The organism is Myxococcus guangdongensis, from assembly GCF_024198255.1.
Taxonomy (GTDB): domain Bacteria; phylum Myxococcota; class Myxococcia; order Myxococcales; family Myxococcaceae; genus Myxococcus; species Myxococcus guangdongensis.
In genome coordinates this window covers 235,282-256,851 of sequence record NZ_JAJVKW010000010.1, presented here as the reverse complement: position 1 = coordinate 256,851, position 21,570 = coordinate 235,282, and the positions used below count along the sequence as shown (strand labels likewise).

At 68.3% G+C, this 21,570-nt stretch carries 15 protein-coding genes; 5 read left to right on the top strand and 10 right to left on the bottom strand.

Annotation, left to right across the window (positions count from 1 at the left end):
- The first annotated feature begins 42 nt into the window (after positions 1-42).
- Positions 43-1,260 carry a glycosyltransferase family 4 protein gene (locus tag LXT21_RS28670; protein WP_254041378.1) on the top strand — a complete coding sequence of 406 codons (1,218 nt, stop codon included), beginning with the start codon at positions 43-45 and terminating at the stop codon, positions 1,258-1,260.
- A 239-nt stretch (positions 1,261-1,499) separates the two neighbouring features.
- On the opposite strand, the gene LXT21_RS28665 is transcribed toward LXT21_RS28670, so the two are convergent.
- The gene (locus LXT21_RS28665; RefSeq protein ID WP_254041377.1) at positions 1,500-2,693 is read right to left on the bottom strand and encodes a glycosyltransferase; all 1,194 of its coding nucleotides are present in this window, start codon (positions 2,691-2,693) and stop codon (positions 1,500-1,502) included.
- A gap of 324 nt (positions 2,694-3,017) precedes the next feature.
- On the opposite strand from LXT21_RS28665, the gene LXT21_RS28660 reads away from it, so the two are divergent.
- The 3 genes from LXT21_RS28660 (at position 3,018) to LXT21_RS28655 (ending at position 10,773) form a co-directional block, all read left to right on the top strand.
- Entirely contained in the window at positions 3,018-7,466 is a 4,449-nt protein-coding gene (locus LXT21_RS28660) for a MopE-related protein (RefSeq protein WP_254041376.1), read from the top strand.
- Between the two features lie 169 nt (positions 7,467-7,635).
- Positions 7,636-7,878: a MopE-related protein gene (locus tag LXT21_RS45695; RefSeq protein WP_407667066.1), complete on the top strand. Its 243-nt coding sequence runs from the start codon at positions 7,636-7,638 to the stop codon at positions 7,876-7,878.
- 150 nt (positions 7,879-8,028) lie between these two features.
- Complete coding sequence (locus LXT21_RS28655) at positions 8,029-10,773, top strand: CARDB domain-containing protein (protein ID WP_254041375.1); 2,745 nt, start codon at positions 8,029-8,031, stop codon at positions 10,771-10,773.
- Positions 10,774-10,821: 48 nt separating this feature from the next.
- Here LXT21_RS28655 and LXT21_RS28650 read toward each other — a convergent pair whose 3' ends face one another.
- The 9 genes from LXT21_RS28650 to LXT21_RS28610 form a co-directional block, all read right to left on the bottom strand.
- Positions 10,822-11,097, bottom strand: coding sequence for a hypothetical protein (locus LXT21_RS28650; RefSeq protein WP_254041374.1), 276 nt, complete (start codon positions 11,095-11,097; stop codon positions 10,822-10,824).
- Entirely contained in the window at positions 11,094-11,639 is a 546-nt protein-coding gene (locus LXT21_RS28645) for a nucleotidyltransferase family protein (RefSeq protein ID WP_254041373.1), read from the bottom strand. Before LXT21_RS28645 ends, LXT21_RS28650 begins: the two co-directional genes overlap by 4 nt.
- 87 nt (positions 11,640-11,726) lie before the next feature.
- Positions 11,727-12,530 (bottom strand): hypothetical protein, encoded by an 804-nt coding sequence (locus LXT21_RS28640; protein ID WP_046716976.1) that lies wholly within the window; start codon positions 12,528-12,530, stop codon positions 11,727-11,729.
- Between the two features lie 105 nt (positions 12,531-12,635).
- The gene (locus LXT21_RS28635; protein WP_254041372.1) at positions 12,636-13,700 is read right to left on the bottom strand and encodes a cysteine hydrolase family protein; all 1,065 of its coding nucleotides are present in this window, start codon (positions 13,698-13,700) and stop codon (positions 12,636-12,638) included.
- Positions 13,701-13,737: 37 nt separating this feature from the next.
- Positions 13,738-15,609, bottom strand: coding sequence for a hypothetical protein (locus tag LXT21_RS28630; RefSeq protein WP_254041371.1), 1,872 nt, complete (start codon positions 15,607-15,609; stop codon positions 13,738-13,740).
- 4 nt (positions 15,610-15,613) lie between these two features.
- The gene (locus LXT21_RS28625; RefSeq protein WP_254041370.1) at positions 15,614-16,420 is read right to left on the bottom strand and encodes a protein phosphatase 2C domain-containing protein; all 807 of its coding nucleotides are present in this window, start codon (positions 16,418-16,420) and stop codon (positions 15,614-15,616) included.
- A gap of 168 nt (positions 16,421-16,588) precedes the next feature.
- Positions 16,589-17,278 carry an NUDIX hydrolase gene (locus tag LXT21_RS28620; protein WP_254041369.1) on the bottom strand — a complete coding sequence of 230 codons (690 nt, stop codon included), beginning with the start codon at positions 17,276-17,278 and terminating at the stop codon, positions 16,589-16,591.
- A 57-nt stretch (positions 17,279-17,335) separates the two neighbouring features.
- The gene (locus tag LXT21_RS28615; RefSeq protein WP_254041368.1) at positions 17,336-18,343 is read right to left on the bottom strand and encodes a diacylglycerol/lipid kinase family protein; all 1,008 of its coding nucleotides are present in this window, start codon (positions 18,341-18,343) and stop codon (positions 17,336-17,338) included.
- An 80-nt stretch (positions 18,344-18,423) separates the two neighbouring features.
- The gene (locus LXT21_RS28610) at positions 18,424-19,428 is read right to left on the bottom strand and encodes an SDR family oxidoreductase (RefSeq protein ID WP_254041367.1); all 1,005 of its coding nucleotides are present in this window, start codon (positions 19,426-19,428) and stop codon (positions 18,424-18,426) included.
- A 401-nt stretch (positions 19,429-19,829) separates the two neighbouring features.
- On the opposite strand from LXT21_RS28610, the gene LXT21_RS28605 reads away from it, so the two are divergent.
- Positions 19,830-21,539, top strand: coding sequence for an Ig-like domain-containing protein (locus LXT21_RS28605; protein WP_254041366.1), 1,710 nt, complete (start codon positions 19,830-19,832; stop codon positions 21,537-21,539).
- The last annotated feature ends 31 nt before the right edge of the window (positions 21,540-21,570 follow it).

The window sequence follows — 21,570 nt, the reverse complement described above, 5'->3', positions numbered from 1 at the left end:
GGAGGTTGGCCGAGGAGGGTCAGGCGCGATAGCACGCATGACGTGGCCTCCGCGTCCGGCATCGTCTACGCATCGTTCGACCGCTTCCCGGCCCCCAAGGGAGCAGCCGTGCACATCCGGGCCTTCGTGGAGGCGCTGGGCACGGCCTTCGGAGGGGTGGAGCTGCTGGCGCTCCGGGACGGCCCCACGGCGAGCGCCGAGCCGAGGCCCCTGGTCGAGGGCGTGACGTATCACCCCCTGGAGGCGAGGGGCCGGGACCTGGTGGCGCAGGCGCTGTCGTTCCGAACGCACCTGGCGGCGTGGTGGAGGAACCGGCCGAGGGCGCGGGTGGTCCACGTGCGCTCCATCTTCGAGGGCTATCCGGTGGCGACGCGGAAGGCCGCGCTGACGGACGCGCTGGTGTTCGAGGTGAACGGGCTGCCGTCCATCGAGCTCAAGTATCACCACCCGGATGTGGCGGATGACGCGGAGCTGATGCTCAAGCTCATCGCACAGGAGGATGCGTGTATCGCGAGCGCGGACCTGCTCGTGACGCCCAGCGAGGTGACGGCGGAGTACCTGGTGCAGCGCGGCGCGCAGGCATCGAAGGTGCGGGTGATTCCGAATGGTGTCGAGCTGGAGGTGTTCCGCCACGCACCGCCGAGGATTCGAGCGCCGGGGCAGCCGGTGCGCCTGCTGTACAGCGGGACGATGACGTCGTGGCAGGGCGTGCATCACGCCATCGAGGCGCTGCGGCTGTTGCGCGAGCAGATGCCGGCGGTGCTGACGTTGGTGGGGCCGCTGCGCAAGCACCAGCGCAAGGTGATGCTGGACCGGTGTGGGGACCTGTTGTTGGAGGGGGCGGTGGAGTTGCGAGAGCCCCTGCCCCAGGCGGAGCTGGCGGCGTTGCATCACGACTGTGACGCGGTGCTGGTGCCGTTGCCGGTGAACGACCGCAACTGCGTGCAGGGATGTTGTCCGCTGAAGTTGCTGGAGGCGATGGCGTCGGGGACTCCGGTCATCGCGTCGAACCTGCCGGTGGTGAGGACACTGGCGGGGCCGGACGAGGTGTTGCTCGTGAGGCCGGGCTCGCCGAAGGCCATCGTGGAGGCGGTGAAGGATTTGTGCGCGAACCCCGAGCTGGGTCCGTCACTGAGTCACAGGGCGAGGGCCCGCGTGGAGCGCGACTTCAGCTGGGCGAAGGCCCGTGAGGCGTTGGTGAGCGCGTACGAGACAGAGCTCGGGATGACGCGCAAGGCCCCAGGCATCGCCGCGAGCTGAAGCGCCGTACCGTGCAAGCAGTCGGGCGAGACTGCCTCGATGTGGCATCGGCCAGTCGAGGCCCGACGCCAACCCGCCTGATGTGGCAGCCGACGCGAAGTGCGCACGGATGAGTCGGCGCCGGGTCTTCCGAATCATCCCACGCCGACACGAAGCGCGCGGATGAGTCGGCGATAGGCCTTCCGACTCATCCCACGCGAGGAACAGCGCACGGATGAGTCGGCACCAGGTCTTCCGAATCATCCCACGCGAGGAACAGCGCGAGTGAGGACCCGGCGCAGCACCTCCGCTTCGGCCTCGGACTGGAAGCGCTCCAGGATGCGGCGGCGCGCGGCGGCGCCGATGGCGGCGCGGTGCTCCGAGGACAGCGACAGCACGTCGAGACACGCCTGCCCGAGGTGATTGAGCAGGGCCTTGGAGACGATGAAGCCGTTGCGCTGATGGTCGATGGCCTCGGGGATGCCGCCCGCGTCACTGGCGACGACAGGCAGGCCGCAGGACATCGCCTCCAGCAGTGCGTTCGGCATCCCCTCCCACAGGGACGGCTGGAGATACACGTCGCACAGGCGCAGGTGCGCGGCGATGGACTCCGGCGTCTCGAGCGCGCCCGAGACGAGGATGCGAGCTCCATCCTCGGGATGCTCGGCCCGGAAGGCGACGAGGTGCTCGGCATCCCGAGGCCGCACCTCACCGATGACGAGCAGACACGCGGGCCGGGTGCGCCGCACCTCCGAGAGCGCGGCGAGCAGGAACGGCAGCCCCTTCTTGTGACGAAGCTCTCCCGAGAAGCCGAGCACCGCCTCATCCGGAGCGATGCCGAGCCGCTCGCGCAGGGAGACGTCCGCGGGGCCGGGTGAGAACACCTCGGTGTCGACGGCGTTGGGGATGACCTCCACGCGGCCATCCTTGCCGAGCAGCATGCTCATCTTCCGGCCCAGGTCGGCGGAAGCCGCGGTGAGCACATCCGCGCGCTGGAGCGTCCACAGCAGGCGAGCGAAGTCACCGGGCGGGAACATGTGCTGGTCCACGTCATTGCCGCGAGCGCTCACGGTGGAAGCGATGCCGACAGACGCAGCGAACACCACGGCGAGGAATCCCGGAGGGGACAGGTAGTGCCCCCAGACCAGGTCATAGCGTCGACGCGAGTGCAGATACCCGAGCACGTCCAGCGTGTGTTGCATGGACAGGTCGCTGCTCCCGAAGAGCCCCAGCCGATGCAACGTGACACCGCGAGCAAACGGCGTCACCTCACCCGCGTCATCCAGTGTGCTCAGCGCGCCGGGGGCCGCCGTACGGGTCCAGGCGAGCACCTCCACCCGAGCCCCGAGTCGAGCCAGGGCCCCCGCGGTGCGAGCGCCGCTGCGAGCAAGCCCTCCGATATCAGGAGGGAAGCGTTCAGCGAGGAGAAGGACACGAGGTGAGCCAGCAGCCATGGGGATGAATCTACCCGGCTGGGGCTGCATCGCCCTCGTGGAATCTCACGAGTCCCTATCGAGACATGGCTCGACACCTGACAACCCGTCATCACGACGCACAAAGCCAGACGAATTGATTGGACACCCCCGGCGAATCACTCACACCATGGATTCGCCCTCACTCCCCCTGGCTCGCGGTCCGTGACTCAATCCCAGTCGGGTTGAGACGCGCTCCCTCACCGCAGCCGGGTGTCATCACCGCCCCACACCCTACGACGGGAGTTCGTCCCCACTGCTCCGCGCACGCGAGGCCGGTCGCGGAGAAAGTCCTTGGAGCGCAGCTTGAGATACCTCTGTCAGGCGAGGTCAGCCGTACCTCGCATCCACTACGTGATTCCCCTACTCCTGGCCCTGCTGTCCTGCGGCGAGCCAGACCCCCTGTCTGACAATGGGTCGGAGACGACCACGACCCGGAAGAAGCTGTCCGCCCAGGTGAAGGTGGACCGGGCCGTGGCGGCCGGTGCCTATCACTCACTGTTCCTTCAGAAGAACGGCGAGGTCTTCGCCTGGGGACAGAACATCTCCGGTCAGCTCGGCAATGGCAGCACCAGCACCACACCGGTGGCGACCCCGACGAAGCCCGTGGGCCTACCGCCCATCAAGGCCATCACCGCGGGCCAGACGCACTCCCTCGCGCTCGATGTGGACGGCGATGTCTGGGCCTGGGGCAAGAACGACTTCGGTCAGGTAGGCCTTGGCACCACGGGCGGACTGGTGCACGCGCCCACGCGCGTCGGTGGGCTGTCGGGTATCCAGGCCATCTCTGCGAACGGGAATTTCTCTCTCGCACTGGGACAGGATGGGCGCGTCTGGGCGTGGGGACAGAACGCCTCCGGACAAGTGGGCAAGGGCGCGGTCAGCACCGCGGAGGCCACGCCCCGTCAGGTGAACAGCCTGCCCACCATCCGGGCCATCGCGGCGGGCCACAACCACGCACTCGCGCTGGATGCCGATGGCAAGGTGTGGGCCTGGGGAAAGAACGACTTCGGACAGCTTGGCACGGGGAGCACCACGCCTGGCATGGTGCTCGTGCCCACGGTGGTGACCACCCTGCCCCGGGCCAAGGCCATCGCGGCTGGAGCGGCGCACTCGCTCGCCATCGACGAGCAGTTCGGCAACATCTGGGGCTGGGGACAGAACTCCTCGGGACAGGTCGGCACCGGGACGACGAGCACCACGGCGGTGCTGACGCCCACGGCCGTCCCGGGTGTGTTCGCCGCGACGCAGGTTCGCGCGGGTCATGCCTTCTCCGTGGTCATCATGGGCAGCGGCGCCGTGAAGGCGTGGGGACTCAACGCCTCGGGGCAGCTCGGGCACGGAGCTCCGGGAGGCACGAGCGGAGCCCCCGTGGACGTCGTGGGGCTCACGGACGTCACGGCCATCGCCGCTGGCTACCATCATGCATTGGCGGTGCGCCCTGGCTGCCCGGTGTGGACGTGGGGCAACAACAGCCAGGGACAACTCGGCACGGGTGCATACACGACCACCGCGACGTCCGCGCCCGTGACGACGCTCATCCTCAATACCTACTACTTCGATGGTGACATGGACGGCTTCGGCGACGAGTACGTCTCGCTCGAGGCCTGTGCCCCTCCGGATGGCTTCGCGGAGGACATCGACTGTGACGACTTCAATTCGGCCACATACCCGGGCGCGCCGGAGACGTGCAACAGCGTCGACGACAACTGCGACGGCGAGGTCGACGAGGGCAACCCGAGTGGCGGCGAAGAGTGTGCAACAGGTCAGCTCGGTGTCTGCGCGAAGGGGACCACGGCCTGCACGCAGGGCAGTGTGGTGTGCGCGCAGGATCAGGCTGCATCCACGGAGCAGTGCGACGGCCTGGACAATGACTGTGACGGAGAGGTGGACGATGGCAACCCAGGCGGGCTCGTCGCGTGCGAGACGGGCGGCGTCGGTGTGTGCGGCGAGGGCGTCAGGTACTGCACCCACGGCGCCATCGAGTGCGTGCAGAAGTATGCCCCGTCCGCCGAGGTCTGCGACAACCGCGACAACGACTGTAACGGACAGACGGACGACGGCCTGACGTTCACGACGTGGTACCTGGACCAGGACCACGACGACTACGGTGTCGCCTCACAGTCACTGCAGGCCTGTGCGCGTCCGGCGAACCACGCGTCCCAGGCGGGCGACTGCGACGACACGCGAGCCACATTCAACCCGAGCGCTCCCGAGTCCTGCGACGGCCTCGACAACAACTGCGATGGCCAGGTGGACGAGGGCCTGACTCGGCAGACGTGGTACCGCGACGCGGACGGTGACGGATTCGGCGTCGCGAGCGACACGGTGAGCGACTGCCGGCAGCCCGCGGGCTATTCCGCCGTTGCCGGCGACTGCAACGACGGCAACGCGGCCATCAAGCCCGGCGCGGCGGAGGTCTGCGACGGCGCGGACAACGACTGCGACTCCTTGACGGATGAAGGAGTGCTGGGCAGGTACTATCGGGACGCGGATGGTGATGGCTACGGCAGCGCGAGCCAGTCAACCCAGGCGTGCTCCGCGCCCACCGGCTACGTCGCGAACGCCTCGGACTGTGTGGATACGGATGCGACCATCCACCCAGGGGCCACTGAGGTCTGCGACGGCGTGGACAACAACTGCTCGGGCGGCGTCGACGAGGGTGTCCCCACGCAGGAGTGGTTCCTCGACGGAGACGGAGATGGCCATGGTCGGTCGACCCTGTCGACGCGGAGCTGCCGTCAGCCCGCGGGCTACGTGTCGAGCGCCTCAGACTGCGATGACGCCAATCCGACGACGCACCCAGGCGCCACCGAGGTCTGCGACGGCGTGGACAACAACTGCGCGGGAGGAGTCGACGAGGGCCTCACGACCCAGGCCTGGTACCGGGACGTGGACGGTGATGGGTACGGCGACGCGAACAACGCCACGCAGTACTGCCGCCAGCCCTCGGGGTACGTGAGCAACGCCTCGGACTGCCACGACGCGAACCCCAACATCCGTCCTGGCGCCTCCGAGACGTGTGATGGCGTGGACAACAACTGCAACGGCTCCACGGACGAGGGCGTCACCTCCACGTACTACAGCGACGCGGATGGCGACGGTTACGGCAACGCCTCGGCCAGCACCCAGGCCTGCACGAAGCCGGCGGGCTATGTCTCCAACGCGGGAGATTGCAACGACGGCAGCGGTGCCATCCACCCGGGGGCCACGGAGGTCTGCGACGGCATCGACAACAACTGCGCGGGCGGCGCCGACGAGGGCCTCACCACCTCCACCTGGTACCGTGACGCGGACTCCGACGGGGCCGGTGATGCGAGCAACACCACGCAGAACTGCCGACAGCCGTCGGGATACGTGAGCAACGCCTCGGACTGCCATGATGGCAACTCCAGCATCCGCCCGGGTGCCGCGGAGTCCTGCGATGGCGTGGACAACAACTGCAACGGTTCCGTGGACGAGGGCGTCACCTCGACCTGGCATCGGGACGCGGATGGTGACGGCTACGGCAACGCATCGAGCACCACGCAGGCCTGCTCGAAGCCCTCCGGCTACGTGGCGAACGCCACCGACTGCAACGATGGCAGTGCGTCCATCCACCCAGGCGCATCCGAGGTCTGCGACGGCGTGGACAACAACTGCTCGGGTGGCGCCGACGAGGGCCTCACGACGCAGACCTGGTACCGCGACGCGGACGGCGACGGGTACGGAAACACGAGCGTCTCCACGCAGAACTGCCGGCAGCCCTCGGGCTATGTGAGCAACGCCTCGGACTGCAATGACGGCAGCTCCGGCATCCGCCCGGGTGCATCTGAGTCCTGCGACGGTGTGGATAACAACTGCAACGGCACCGTGGATGAAGGCGTGACCTCGACCTGGTACCGGGACGCGGATGGCGACGGCTACGGAAGTGCCTCGAGTTCTACCCAAGCCTGCTCGCAACCGTCCGGCTACGTGACGAACGCCAGTGACTGCCACGACGGCAACGGGTCCATCCACCCGGGAGCCTCAGAGGTGTGCGACGGCGTGGACAACAACTGCTCGGGCGGCGCGGACGAAGGGCTCGCGACCCCCATGTGGTACCGCGACGCGGATGGAGATGGTTACGGCAACTCCAGCGTGTCGACGCAGAACTGCCGGCAGCCCTCGGGCTACGTGGGCAATACCGCCGACTGCAACGACGGCAGCTCCAGCATCCACCCGGGAGCCTCGGAAGTGTGCGACGGCGTGGACAACAACTGTGCGGGCGGCGTGGACGAAGGCGTCACCTCGACCTGGTACCAGGACGCCGATGGAGACAGCTACGGGAACGCATTGAGTCCTGCCCAAGCCTGCTCGCAACCGTCCGGCTACGTGGCGAACGCCAGCGACTGCAACGACAGCAATGCGAGCGTCAGCCCTGGGGCATCCGAGGCATGTGACGGCGCGGACAACAACTGCAACGGCTCCGTGGACGAGGGGCTGACGATACCCACCTGGTACCGCGATGCGGACGGCGATGGATACGGCAACGCGGGCGTGTCAACACAGAGCTGCGGCAATCCTGCTGGCTATGTCTCCAGCGCCTCGGACTGCGACGACGCCAACAGGCTCGTCAACCCAGGCATGTCGGAGATCTGCTTCGACGGCATCGACAACAACTGCTCCGGCACCCAGAACGAACTCTGCATGGGCCCATGTGGACCGATTGAGGACCTCGCCGAGTCCGGCGATTCCTCGCTGCGCCCCCAATGCGGCCCGCCTAAACTGCGCTGAGTCGACGCTGGCGTCTGGATAGAACGCCCACAAGAACATGAGCGTCGGGGAGGTTTCGTAAAGCCTCCCTGACGCCTTCGTGCATCAGTTCGGCTGACGTGCCTACCTGGTACCGCCACGCGGACAGCGACGGCTAAGGCAACGCGAGCACGCCCCTCAGAGATGCGCCATGCCTGGCGGCTGCGTCGCGGACAAGACGGACTGCAACGATACCGACAGGGACATCAACCTCGGGAGGGAGGACGCGAACTCCGACCGTGCCGACAACAACTGCAACGGGCGACGCGACGAAGGCTGCCCCCTTTGCCCTGACCCTCCGTACCTGAACTTTTCCTCCACCGAGGGCCTCTCGACCCTGATCGATTGCGACCCCTTCATGCCGAGTGAGTACGTGAGCGAAGAAGTCCAGTAGGCCCCACAACCACACGACCCGGCGTCAGGAGAACGCACCCTCCTGACGCCGGCCGTGAATAATTCCCGCGAGCCCCCGTCCAGGGGCACGGAGGATCCACCCTTACCCCAGGGCCGGACCCCTACAGGCTCCTCCGGAGGCATTCCACACATGCACGCGCGCCCGTGGTGGGCAATCGCGCTCGCGGGGACACTCGCGGGCTGCATCGTCGATTCCGGGCTGGACGACCCGCCCGGCTGGGACGAAGACCCCAGCGAGCCCAGGCCCGACCCCAGCACCCCCAGGCCCCAGCCGAGCTCCCCCGACTTCCGGGTGGACCTCGTCTCGGGTCCCTCGGCCCTGGGAACAGGTGAGCAGCGCGTCCAGGCCCGCCTGTGCAATGACGGCGCGGGCTCCGGCATGACGGAGGCGGCCTTCTTCCTCACCGCCTCCTCCGCCCCCGGCACCTCCGAGTTCCGCCTGGGCGTCAGTCCCCGCTTCTCCCTGCGCGCTGGTGAATGTCGTGAGGTCTCCGCGTCCGTCAACGCCCGCGCCATCCCCGAGGGCGACTACTTCCTCAGCGCACGCGTGGACCCGGATGGCCTCGTCACCGAGGACAGCGAGAACAACAACGTGCGCCTCGGCAACGCGGTGTTCGTGGACCGCACGCCGCCGCCCACTCCCGCGCCCACCTGGGCCCAGGCAGGCTCCGGCAACACCCGCGCCCTCACCCTCCACACCGAGGCCGGCGCCACCGTCCGCGTGTACCAGGGCCCCGGCTGCACCGGGACCGAGGTCGGCTACACCGTGGCCAACGCGGGCAACTACTGCGAGGTCCCCATCTCCGTCCCCAACGGCCCGGGCGCCCGCTACTCCGCGCGAGCCTACGACTCCGTCGGCAACGCATCTCAGTGCAGCCCCGCGGTGGACTACCCCTACGGCCCGGGCACGCCCCGGATGGCGCCGGTGCTGCTGAGCACCTCGCCCACATCTCCAGGCGGCAGCATGCAGCCCGTCTTCCACGGCCGCGCCGAGCCGCGCGTCACGGTGGAGGTCTTCCGCACCGCCAACTGCCAGGGCCCCGTGGAGAAGACGGTGACCACGGATGACATCGGCCTGTTCTACGCCCAGGTGAGCGTGGCGAAGAACGCGAAGGTGACGGTGTCCGCGCGGGCGACGGCCGCGGGCGGCTACGACTCCGCGTCCACCTGCTCCAACCCGCTCGAGTACCAGCACGACGGCGAGCCGCCCGAGCCGCCGCGCGTGACGGACGTGAAGTGGCAGTACCTGAACAACGGCCAGCAGCTCGTCATCACGGGCACCGCGGAGCCGCACGCCACGGTGGGCATCTTCGTCGACGTGGCCTGCACGGGCACGCCCACGCGCACGGTGCAGGCGGACGCGCAGGGGCGCTTCAGCACGGTGGCGCCGTTCGGTCCCGGAGGCAGCCACCGCGTGTTCCTCGCGGCGAAGGACGCGTGCGGAAACGTGTCCACGTGCGCCGAGGGCCCCGCGTACGAGCTGCGCTGCCCGCCCGGCACCGCGGACTGCGACGGCCGCTCGTCCAACGGCTGCGAGGTGGACCTCACGGCGAACCCCAACCACTGCGGCACGTGCGGCAACTTGTGCCAGGACGGCCCCTACGCGGACGGCGTCTGCGTGGCGGCCACGTGCGGACAGACCTGCGTGCCGGGCTACTACGACTGTGACGGCAAGGCGTCCAACGGCTGCGAGTCGCGCACGGTGTGCCAGCCCACCAACACGTGCACCATCGACAAGCCGAGCGAGCTGATGATCACGCACCTGTCCGTGGTGGAGGACCCGGTGCGCACGGCGCCCGGTGGCGCGTGGCACTTCGGCACGGTGATGCGCGAGCTGAACGGCGGACAGGACCCGTCCGAGCTGGTGCGCGCGTGGCTGAAGACGTGGCTGGAGAAGCAGCACGTGAACGGGCTGACGATTCCGCCGCGTCCGGCGATGCAGACGAAGGTGCTCGGGCCGTGGGAGACGCGCAGCGGTGGACCGTCGAAGCCGCTGGACTTCAACTCGGCGCCGTTCCGGCTGCTGGCCATCGTCAACCGCATCGACCTGCGCGAGCAGGGCGTGACGGCGGGCGAGGGGCGCTTCATCTACGGCGTGGTGGCACCCAACGGCGAGCCGCTCGAGTTCACCGTCATCCTGGAGTACGCGCTGCCGGGCACCACGCCCGCGGCCATCCAGAGCTGGGCCTCGGACTGGCATGCACTGGGCGCGGTGAAGGTGGGCAACGCGGGCTACAACGCGAAGCTGCAGGCGCTCACGGACCGCTTCGCGAAGGCGGGGGTGATGACGGGTCGGCACCAGGGCAGCGCGCTGAACCAGATTCGCACCAACGAAATCGAGCTGGAGGAGCCCTGGGAGCTGCGCGAGTTCGTGCTGTCACCGCTGGGGCTGATGCCGACGACGGTGAAGCTCACGCCGGCGAACCACTTCGAGAACACGCAGATGCTGGCCAGCTACCTGACGGAGAACTCGGCGGCGGTGCTGGAGGAGCGGCACACGGTGCCCGACAGCATGGGCGGCATCCCGTTCCTCGGGGCGCACGCGCTGGTGCCGCTGGACTTCTTCTGGCGGGCGCCGAACGTGTCGAACGAGGTGCGGCACAAGTTCTCGCTCAACACGTGCAGCGGGTGTCACGCGGGTGAGACGCAGACGGAGTTCGTCCACGTGTCCACGCGGGCCTCGGGCAGGACGTCCACGCTGTCGCCCTATCTGCGAGGCACCACGGTGACGGACCCGGTGACGAAGTCGATTCGCACGTTCGACGACCTCACGCGCCGCGCCGAGGACCTGAAGGCGCTGGTGTGCGCGCCCACGGCGGGCCTCAAGTCGGTGGGCCTGGCGCCCTCCAACCTGCCGCGCGCCCGCGTGCACTGAAGTGCGAAGGCCCGAGCCGTCCGGAGCGCATCCTCGCCTCCGGGCGGCTCATGTCGAGGTGGAGCCAGGCGTCGGCTCGGCGCGCCATCGCTCCACCAAGCGACGCCGATGGGCGGGCGAGATCTCCGAGCCATAGGTCCGGTCGAGGAGACCGAGCTTCCATTCGGCGGAGCCCCTCGTCAGCCCCTGCTCCCGTAGCGAGGCCGCGACCAGTGCACGTGCGGCGGAGAACATGTCGGCCCCCATCACGAGACGCTCCTCCCCCGACTTGCGCAGGAGCAACGAGCGAACGAGAGCCTCGGCACGAGGCAGGGTGTCCTTCATGGCTTCACCTTCTCCAACAAGGACTCGATTCCCAAGTCCCGCGCCCAGTGCCTCAGATAGGTCCAGTCCATTGAGGACGTAGCTTCCAAGATGTTCCTCACATCTCCCAACTGCATCTCGGACAGACTGTCCCGCGCCCAGTAAAGCTTCGAGAGGACCAGGTCCTCGGGCGAGACAATCCAGATGCGCTGTCCCTGGAGGTCGATTGTTCGCCGCCTGCGGAACTCTTCCTGTCGATACGCCGACCGCTTGCGGATGACACAGGCGACCTTCACCACCGTTTCGAAGTGGATGAGGTTGAAGAGCGACTGGTGTGACAGCGCCTCGCGAATCTCCTCCTCATCGATGGAGAAGTCGGCCTGGAACAGAGAGAGAAGGACTGGAACCTTCGGCACCTCCAGCTCGACGACGATGTCCACATCGCGAGTCATGCGGGGGCGCGCGTAGAAGTTCATGGCCGTGGAGCCACTCAGCATGTGCGGGATGCCGGCCTGCTCCAGCCTGCTCCTCACCGAGAGGAGGACCTTGAGGTAATCGTCCACGCGCGGCAGATAGCGCGTTCAGCCTCCGTCAGCCCGTCTTGACCCGCCAGCCCGCAGGGCTGGCAGGCCCCCCCTCGACTCCAAGAGTCACCGCCCGAAGCCGCCCAGGGCCGTGCGGCTGAAGCTCGCGCCGCCCTGGCTCACCTTCACCGCGGACTGGCTGAACACCTGGAAGGCCGAGCGAATCTCCCGCTCGGACTGGCCCGGCGTGAGAATCCACGCGTCCTCGATGCCCATTTGCTGGAACACGCGTCGGAAGTTCGTGCTCCCGTCGTCGATGCCCATCGCCGCGACGATGTGGTTCTCCGCCCGCCGCAGGTCCTTCACCACCGCCGCCACGTCCTTCGCCTGCGCGCGGCTCGAGTGCATGTCCGCGCCGTCCGTAATCAACAGCGTCACCGTGCGCACCGGCACGCCGTTCGCGCTGAACTCCTGGGACTTCGCCAGCACCGTCCCCAACAGCACCACCGCCTGGTCATACAGCGGCGTCCCCTGGTCCGCGCGGTAGTTGCCCGAGTGCATCCGCACCACGTCCTCCAGCGGCCGGTAGGGATTGAGCACCTGGCCATTCAGGTAGCGCGTGTGGAAGAGCACGCCGTCCTTCTGCTTGCTCGCCAGGAGCGAATCGAGCACCAGGTTGTGCCCGTCACACACCGTCTTCGTGTGCCCCGACGTGGAGATGCTCCCCGAGTCGTCCGGCATCACCGTCACCAGCACCACCTCGCTGGCCTGCACGTCCTCCACCCGCACGCCCAGGCCCGCCTGGATTTGCGCGCCCAGGTCCACCACCGTCAGCGCCTGCAGTCCCGCGGGGCTCAGCACGCCTTCCGCGTGCGCGTCCTCGAAGAGCTGCGTGGCCGTCCGAGGGCCTCCACTCGTCGTCCTGCTCATGTCCTGCGCTCTCTTTCTCCCTCATCGTGAGGGCATGGCTCCGCCGCCCCGCTCCACCTGAGACAGGCGCGGTCATCGAACTCTCGGCAACAACTCCAGGGACGCTCAGCCGATGTGCAGGTCCGGCCAGCTCGCCAGCGGGTCGGTGGACCGCACCAGGTGCATGCCCGCGTCCGCGAAGCGCTTGAGCGCAGCATCCGCTTGCGGCGTGAAGTCCGCCGCGAAGCCGCCCTTCCCGTCCGGCACCGTCACCGCCGACATGCAGTCCGTCAGCAGATACACCTTGCGAGCCAGCGCCGCGTCCTGCGCCACGATTTCGCCGAGCAGGTCGTCGATGGAGCTCTTCACGCAGTGGCTCGCGGCCTGTCCGCCAATCACCACCGCGTCCGCCGTCAGCAGCGTCTTGAGGAACTGGGTGTTGCGCTGCGCCAGCGGCTGTCCGTCATGCCGGCTCATCACCTCCGGGCGCAGCACCGAGTAGTTCTCCGTCAGCGGGTTGCCGCCCTTCACCTCCGCCCACGACTGCATGCCGCGCACGTACGAGTGGAACAGCCGCGCCTCCTGCACCACGCCCGCCAGCGCGTGCCCGTCCCCACCGAGCAGGCAGTGCGGCGGCCACAGGTACAGCGTGTACTTGCCCGCGCGCTCCAGCTCCTCGCAGTAGTACTTCACCTGCTTGAGCAGCCACGGGTAGTTGCCACCGCACAGCCACTTCGCCATCGCCGGGTTCGGCCTCGCCTGCCCGCGCTCGATCTGCTCGCGCGTCACCTCGCGATACGGCGTCAGCGGCTGGTCGTCCTGGTCCACCCAGAAGGACGGGAAGAAGATCTGGTACGCGAAGTGGGTGTCGAGCGTCGCCGTCACGTTCGTGAGCGCGCCCAGGTTCTTGTAGATGAACTCGGCGATGCGGCGGCTGTCATCCACGGCGCCGCGCCCGCTGCGCCCCGCGACGTAGAGCGAGCCCTCCGGGAAGCAGAAGTCCTTCTGCACGTCGATGAGCAGCAGGTGCAGGTTGAAGCCATCCGCCGCGGCCGCGGTGACGCCGTTCGCGCTGCGCCAGGTGCCCGCCTCCATCTGCAGCTTCCCCGCATCAGGACCGTAGCCGTACTTCCCCGCGTGCTCCGCCCGATAGAACCCAGGTACCGGCAGCTCCTTCACTTGCTTCCTCATCGCACGACCCCCTGTGATGTAAAGACATCCACCCTGTTCAAGCCATCCGCAGCGTGGTGAGTTCCTGCCGCCCCACCACGACCAACCCCTGACGCGTCAGCAGCAGCCGTGCCCCCGAGTCCACGAAGGGCTCCGCGTCGGGAAAGTCACGCACGGCCTCCAGTCGCCCCTGTCGCAGCTCCACGCGCGTCAGCCCCGCGTCCGTGGCGCAGAACAGCGCCTCGCCCACCGCGCACCGTCCCGACCGAAGAGCCCCGCCCAGCCACGAGCCATCATTCGCCTCGGCCACCGCCTGCGCCCGCACCCCACCGTCCGAGCCGAGCACCACGCAGTGATGCACCGTGCGCCCCTGCGTCTGCTCGGCGAGGAACAACCACGCGAGCGCCCCATCGAAGAGACACTCCGCGTCCACCAGCTGCCCCGATGGCCACGGCAGCGTCAGCCCGTCCCGCAGCCCCAGACGCTCGGCGTCGAAGACGAACGCGCCTCGGAGCCCACCCGCGCGATGGAACCCCAGCCCGAAGCGAGGCCCCACGAACAACCGCGTCTGCCCTTCCAGCACATCGCCGATGCGCTCCGGTCCGTGCACCCCGTCCCGCCACAACCCGCCACCCACCGCCCAGTAGCGATGCCTCGCGTTGGTCGCGAAGGCGGGACGTCCCTCGGGAGCGTCCACACCCAACCGCTCGCGCTCGCCCAAGGGGCCGAGCACCGCGACCACCCCATCCCGCCCCACCAGCGTCACGCCCTCCTGCAGGGCCCAGTGCAGCGAGGGGTCCAGCGGTCCTCTCATCACCACGCGGCCGTCCCCTCGGCGATAGGCGCCATCCGCGTGGTAGAGCCAGCGCGGGACACCGTCCTCCACGCTCGCGTGCACCAGGACACCGCGCGTGGAGAACAGGCGCGTGGCCGTCACCTGCCCCCGCGCCGAGGTGACAGGCGTGGTCTGCGCCACCGCGTTCGGCTGGCACGTGGGACAGGCTCGCCGGGCATGCTCCACGCCGCACGACGCGCACTGCGTGAAGTGCAGCCCCTCCAGCAGCGGCAGCGGAAAGGCGCCGCGCAGGTCCTCCACGAAGACACGGTGGAGATGCTGGAGCACGTCATCGGGGAGCGTCCGCTGGGGCAGCGCGGGCTTCGGGTACTGCACGTCCGGATGGAAGACGGTGATGCGCTGGAGCAGCCGACCCGCGTTCGTCGTGCGCGCGGACGGAGACTTCGGCCGATGAATCCCGCCATGGGGTCCCACGCACAGCAGCGACTGCATCGCCGCCACGGTGTAGCCATACCAATCACTCTCACTCGACGCCGGACGCGTGGGCACCAGGCTCTTCCCGTTCAGCCGCACCGGGTCCACGAAGCGCTCGGTGAACAGCGCGCACAGGAACCCTCCGAACTGGAAGCTGTCCGCGTCGATGAGGTGCGCGCCCGCCGCGCCCGTGACGAGCACGTTGAGGTCGTTGAAGTCCCCCACCACCACGCCCGCCGCGTGGACGCCGGTGAGGGTGTGATGCAGGGAGCGCAGCACCTCCACCACGCGCGCGGAGGTGGCGCCCGCGCGACGGAACGAGGGCTCACCGAAGCGCCGCAGCGACTCCACGCCGTCCAGCTTGCGCATGGCGTACCCCAACACCGTGCGCTCCTTCTTGTCCGTGGCCAGCGCCTGCGGCGTCACCACGCGCCCGGGCAGCCCCGTGGGGAACACGCGCAGCTTGCGCTGGTGCTCTTCGAGGCGGGCCCGCGCGGCCTCCTGCTCCACCACGAGCCCCGTGTAGTCCGGGTGCTCCGGCGGCTTGAAGACCTTGAGCGCACGGCCATCGCCCAGGTCGAACACGTCCGCCTCGCCGCCCTTGCCGAGCGCCTTGGCCGGGTCCAGCCGCACCTTCTTCCCCTCGAGCCAGACGTCCATGGCCTCACGCCCTCCCCATGCGGCGACGCAGCACCACCAGCGTCGTGTCATCCGGGAGCAACCCCGGCGTGCGCACCAGCCGCCGCGCATCGAAGTCGGCGCGGACGCACTCGCGGTTGAGCATCGCGAGCCGGCGCCTCAGCGCATCCGGGTTCTCGAAGTAGCGCGCCTCCGTCCACAGGCGCGACAGCGGCCCCACCCGCTCGTCCCCCGAGGGCAGCACCACGTCCGCGAGCTTCGCCAGGTCCGCCACGCCATCCGTGCCGAGCAGCAGCGCGTGCACGTCCTCGGTGGGCACCAGCGCCTGACGGACGAGCGGCGTGTCCTCCTCGCCGCGCGACAAGGCATACGCGAGATACGGCGGCGCGTTGTTCGGGAAGGGCCCCAGCGCATGCACCTCGCCGTTGAGGGCCCACACCCCATCCCCCGCGGAGAAGACGAGCGTGTGAGAGGGCGTCATCACCGCGCCCACCACCGTGAAGAGGAAGTCCCCCAGGGTGTCGCGACCGAGCTCCCCCCGAAGCTCGCTCAACAGACACAGCACGTCCTCTCGCAGGCCGGGAAGAAACCCGGCTTCATCCACACGCTCGTCCTCCGCCAATCGCGTCAGCGCCGCCTGCACCACCCGGCGCCCCCCCAGCTGCGCCCCCAGCTCACTGCACGGCTGACTGCCACACCCGTCCGCCACCACCGCCACCAGCCCGTGCTCGCTGGCCCGCACACACCACGCATCCTGGTTGTTGCGGCCCGCCCGAGCATGCTCCCGGCCGAGCACCGAGCCCGCGGCGACATCGAAGGGCAACGTGGACATGGCTCTCCCCTGGCCCGCGACGCGGGCAATGGCAGACACGGACGTGGACTCGCGGAGCCTCAGTGGCCCCCTGTTCGTGTATCTATGACACCAACATAGTGTCCTAACTACACGATGTCAACGCGGGCGCGTCCCGTCCTCTGGGGAGGGGCCTTCCAGGGGTGCGGTTCAGAGCTCGAAGTTGAAGCCGGCCTTCTCCAACTGCCGGTACTTCTTGTGGTCGAACCGGTAGAGGCGCGCGGCGCGGTGGGAGACGTCCTGCTCCACCTCGTCCAGCTCCTCGAGCAGGTCCATGGCGAGTATCTTCTTGCGGAAGTTGCGCTTGTCGAGCTCGCGCTCCAGGACGATTTCGTAGAGCCGCTGGAGCTGGGTGAGCGTGAACTTGGGAGGCAACAGCTCGAAGCCGATGGGCTGGTAGCGCACCTTGCCCTTGAGGCGCAGGAGCGCGGTGTTGAGGATGTCCGCGTGGTCGAACGCCAGCTTGGGCGTATCCCAGACGGAGAACCACGCCGCCTCGCGCGCATCCGTGGCCGCGCGCAGGGTGTGCGCGCTGAGCTTCACCAGGGCGAAGTACGCCACCGTGACGACGCGGCCCCGAGGGTCCCTCTCCGGCGTGCCGAACGTGAAGAGCTGCTCCAGGTGCCCGGGGCGGATGCCGGACTCCTCCTCGAGCTCGCGCCGGGCGGCCTCGTCCAACGACTCGTCCATGCGCACGAAGCCACCGGGCAGGGCCCACCGTCCCTGGAAGGGCTCCACGCCGCGCTGGATGAGCAGCACCTTCAGGTCGTCGTCATCCAGGCCGAAGACGACACAGTCCACCGTCAACGCGGGTCTCGGGTACTCGTAGGTGTGGCTCACGGACACCGGGCATAGTGTCCGGAGCACACCCGAGTCAACGCGCCGTCGGAGGGAGGCTCAGGCCTTCACCATGCGCGACAGCTTGTGCCAGTCGACCAGCTGCACGCTCTCCTCGGCCAGGTCGAACTCCACCGAGCGCCGCAGGCCGATGACGTCGCCGCCCAGCTGGAAGGGCACCTCGCGGTCGAAGTCCATGCGCAGCCGCTGGACGAACCAGTCGTTCATGTGCGGCAGCGGGTGCTCGCCGCGCCACAGCTTGAACATGTTGCGCGTGGCCTCCAGCACGCCGCCCCCGTAGACGCGCACGGAGAGCCGGTGCGGCACCTTCTGGGCGAACGGGAAGGCCTTGAAGCCGAAGCCCCACTCGGGCGTCGTGGCGGCGCCGGCCACGCCCGCGGGGCCCTCGTACAGGAGCGCACCCTTCTCTCCGCCGGGCACGGGAATCACGTGGCCCTTCGCGTCCACGGTGAGCGCCGCGTCGCCCATGTTGTAGACGGACACGCGGGGGTTGCCGCCGCCGAACATGTGCCGAGGCACCGTCCGGGTGAACATGGCGGTGAGGTAGCCGCGCAGCCCCGCCTGCTGGCTGCGCAGGGGGCCGGAAGCCGCGAGCTGGTCCTTGAAGTCCTGAATCATCTCCGCGTCCCAGCCGGTGCCGGCGAAGGGGGCCACCTTGCCGTCCACGCGGACCAGCGAAAAGGGCCGCAGGGGCGGCAGGTCGTTCTTCATCGCGGCGATCTGCTTGAGCGCCACGGAGGGCTTCGGAGCGCCGGTGACCCGGGCCCAGGCGTTGCCGGTGCCCATGGGCAGCACACCGATGGCGGGCAGCGCCACGCCCGCCGCGCGCAGCTCGTTGAGCAGTCCGGTGATGGTGCCATCGCCGCCGCCGGCCAGGAGGAGGGAGGGCGGGTTCGGCCGGAGCTGGTCGGAAATCCAGTGCCGGGCCTCGTCGAGCGAGCGGGTGAGCGCCACGCGGGCACGGGGGAGGAACTGCTGTACCAGGCCGCCGACTCCCTCGGAGCCACGGCGTGCGCGCAAGTTGACGAGGACGGCGATGTCGGTCATGGCGGCGGGACTTTCCCCGGGCTGTGTCATGGCCCGGTCACGGGACGCGAGGGACTCGCCCCGTGACGACAATGTGTGCCTCACACGCCCAGTGCGTGGGCGACACGTGCACCGAGCCGCCCTCGGGCCTCCTTCCTCCCCAACCAGGCGGCCGTGGCGACCAATCCCCCGGCGAAGAGCAGGCGGCGCAGGGCTTGCTGGCCCTTCGAGTGGTAGCCGCCGGACGCCCCGGTGCCCTCGGGCATGGGGTGGAAGAGGCTGCCGGCGGTGGCGCCCTGGCGCTCGTTCTCGAAGTGGAGGGCCTCGGTGGCGCCGTTCATGGTGCGCTCGAAGGTGCGCGGCATCAGCCCGTGCATGGCGGCGAAGGCGCGGGCAGCGGGGCCGACGAGGACCTCGGCGCGGGGCTTTCGCAGCATGAGGAGGATGCTCCGGGCGACGCGCTCCGGGGTGTAGACGGGCTCGACGGGGCGCACGCGCCAGCCGGTGTAGTTGGCGGTGTGGTGCCACAGGGGGGTGTCGATGGCGGCGGGCATGACGGTGCAGACGTGGATGCCGGTGTCGAGCAGCTCCTGGCGGACGGAGGCGGTGAAGCCGCGCACGGCGTGCTTGGAGGCGACGTAGGCGCTGACGTACGGGGCGGTGACGGCGCCGAAGGAGGAGGAGACGTTGACGAGGGTGCCGTAGCCCTGGCGGCGGAACTGCGTCACGGCGACGCGGGTGCCGCTGACGGTGCCGAAGAAGTTGGTCTCCATGAGCTGGCGGAAGGCGTCGTCGGGGGTCTCCTCCAGGCTGCCCATCAGGTAGACGCCGGCGTTGTTGATCCACGCATCGAAGCGGCCGAAGGCTCGCACGGCCTCCTGGGCGAGGGCTTGGACGGAGGCGGCGTCGGAGACATCGGTGGGGACGGCGACGGCGCGGACGCCGAGGGCCTCGCACTCACGGGCGAGGTCCTCGAGCGGGTCCTCCCGACGGGCGGCGAGCACCAGGTGGGCGCCCTTCTTGGAGAGAGCGAGGGCGGTGGCGCGGCCGATGCCGCTGGACGCTCCGGTGATGACGACGACGCGGTTCTTCCAGGCACGCTTCATGGGTGCGAAGTCTCCGGTGGATGAGGGGTCGCGGCCGTGGCGACAGGCCCTCGGGACAAGATGGGGATGGAGGCGGGTGGTGCCCCGTGCTCCGTGGGGCTCCCCAGGAGGGCGGGCGGCGGAGCGGTTTCCTCAAGCGGACGGGGGTCCCGGCGCGGGATGGGTCCGCGTGACTTCCACCCTGGGCGGCAGTGAGAGGGACCGAGGGTAAGCCATTGAAAGCAGGGGGTTTGAAGGGGGTGAGGGAGGGCTGCTATGTGCGGAGGACTGTCCTGTGGGCAACGGAATGGGGCCTGCACCGACGTCTCGTGATGCGCACTCCAAGACCTGTCCTGCTGCCCTGGGTGGCCGCTGTCCTCCTGTCCTCGCCGGCCTGTATCGAGGTGCCGGCAATCACTCCCGTGAACAGTGAGGTGCGCATCGTCGCGCCCGCGGGAGTGGCCCATACGAATGGCGTCCTGGAGGTCCGGCTGGAGGTCGCGGGGCATGTCCCGGACCGGCTGGAGCTGCTCCGGGACGGAGAGGTGCTCGCGGTGCTGGAGCCTCCGTACGTGTATGCGTGGGACACGACGGTGGAGGCGGAGGGGGAACACACGCTGCGGACCCGGACGGTGTTCGGGGAGACGGTGTTCGAGGGGGAGTCGCGGGAAGTGGTGGTGGACCGGACGCCACCGAGGCTGGTGACGCGGTCGCCGGAGCCGGGCGCGCAGAGGGTCTGGGTGAAGGCGCCCATCCAGGCGGAGTTCTCCGAGCCGATGCGAGCGGACACGGTGACGAGCGCCACGGTCCGGCTCACGGTGGGTGACGCGGAGGTGCCCCGGACGGTGGGCCTGTCGGGGGATGGGAAGACGCTGACGGTGTCCCCGGGCGAGGGCTATGCGCCGTCGAACCCGGTTCGACTGGTGCTCACCGAGTCCGTGGTGGACCTGGCGGGGAACAGCCTGGTGCCTGAGTCACGGGGCTGGGACTGGGTGGTGCCGTTCTGGATTGATTGGGGAACTGGTGATGGGGCACGCACGTATCTCTCCAGCAGCGAAACGATGGAGAGCTATGCCTTCGATACCGTCGGCAACTTGATTGCCGTGTGGCACGATATCAAGCCATCGCTAAGCCATCTTCGCGTCAGACGTTTTACGAATGGCGAATGGATAGACCATGGTCCCTCAGGCGTAGCCGTTTCATCCATCGCGGGCATCTCCAAGGCTTCACTCATCCTCAATCCGGAGGGGCATCCAATAGTTGCTTGGACGCAAGAGCACAACCGCAACCCATACAGCGCACGCATTCATGCCTCCCAATGGACGGGGACCCAATGGAGTGCAATGGGGATCACAAGCATCGAGGAGGACGATGCCAAGATCTACAAGACCGCGCCCTATCTCACATGGACTGCGTCGGGCCGTCCGGCTATCACCTGGGCAGAACGAGATGCCTCAGGGAACTCAACCATCTGCGCTGCCGAATGGAGTGCAGACAGCTGGGACATTCAAGGCACCTGCTTCAACATTCAAGAGCAAACCAAGGATGCCTACCCCCCTGTCCTGAAATATACGAGCAACAATACCCCCACGATGGCCTGGATCGCGAAAAACCCACTCAACATCTACGCCATCCACGCAAGCCAGTTCATCAACAACGTATGGGAGCCCCTTTTTCAAGAGGATCTCGAGATACGCAACCAAGATCCCTATGTCTCCCTGGCAATAGGCCCTTCAGATACTCCCATCCTCTCGTGGCTCTACACGGCAGGCGACGGTCACGAAGCAGTAACCACTTCAAAATGGCATGACTTCACCTGGACTCCCCTGGGGCCCACGATCATGCCTCTGTCGGGAGATCTGACCATGATGACCCCGGCACTTCAAACAGATGCATCGGGAACCCCATTTATCACCTGGACCGGCAACAACTCCCCGAAGCATCGACTGCACACAGCCCGTTGGACTGGACAGCAGTGGGAGTCCCTCGACGACAGCTCTTTCGCCAACGACGGCTCGGCACTCACCAATTTCCATTCGCTTCAACGCATGAGCACCGGCGAAATCATCCTCTCCTGGCAGGAAAGCACTGGGACGGGAACCCGAATGCGTGTGCGTCGTTTCAACCGATAGTCTTCGAACTCGTCATCACGTTCGGCACCAA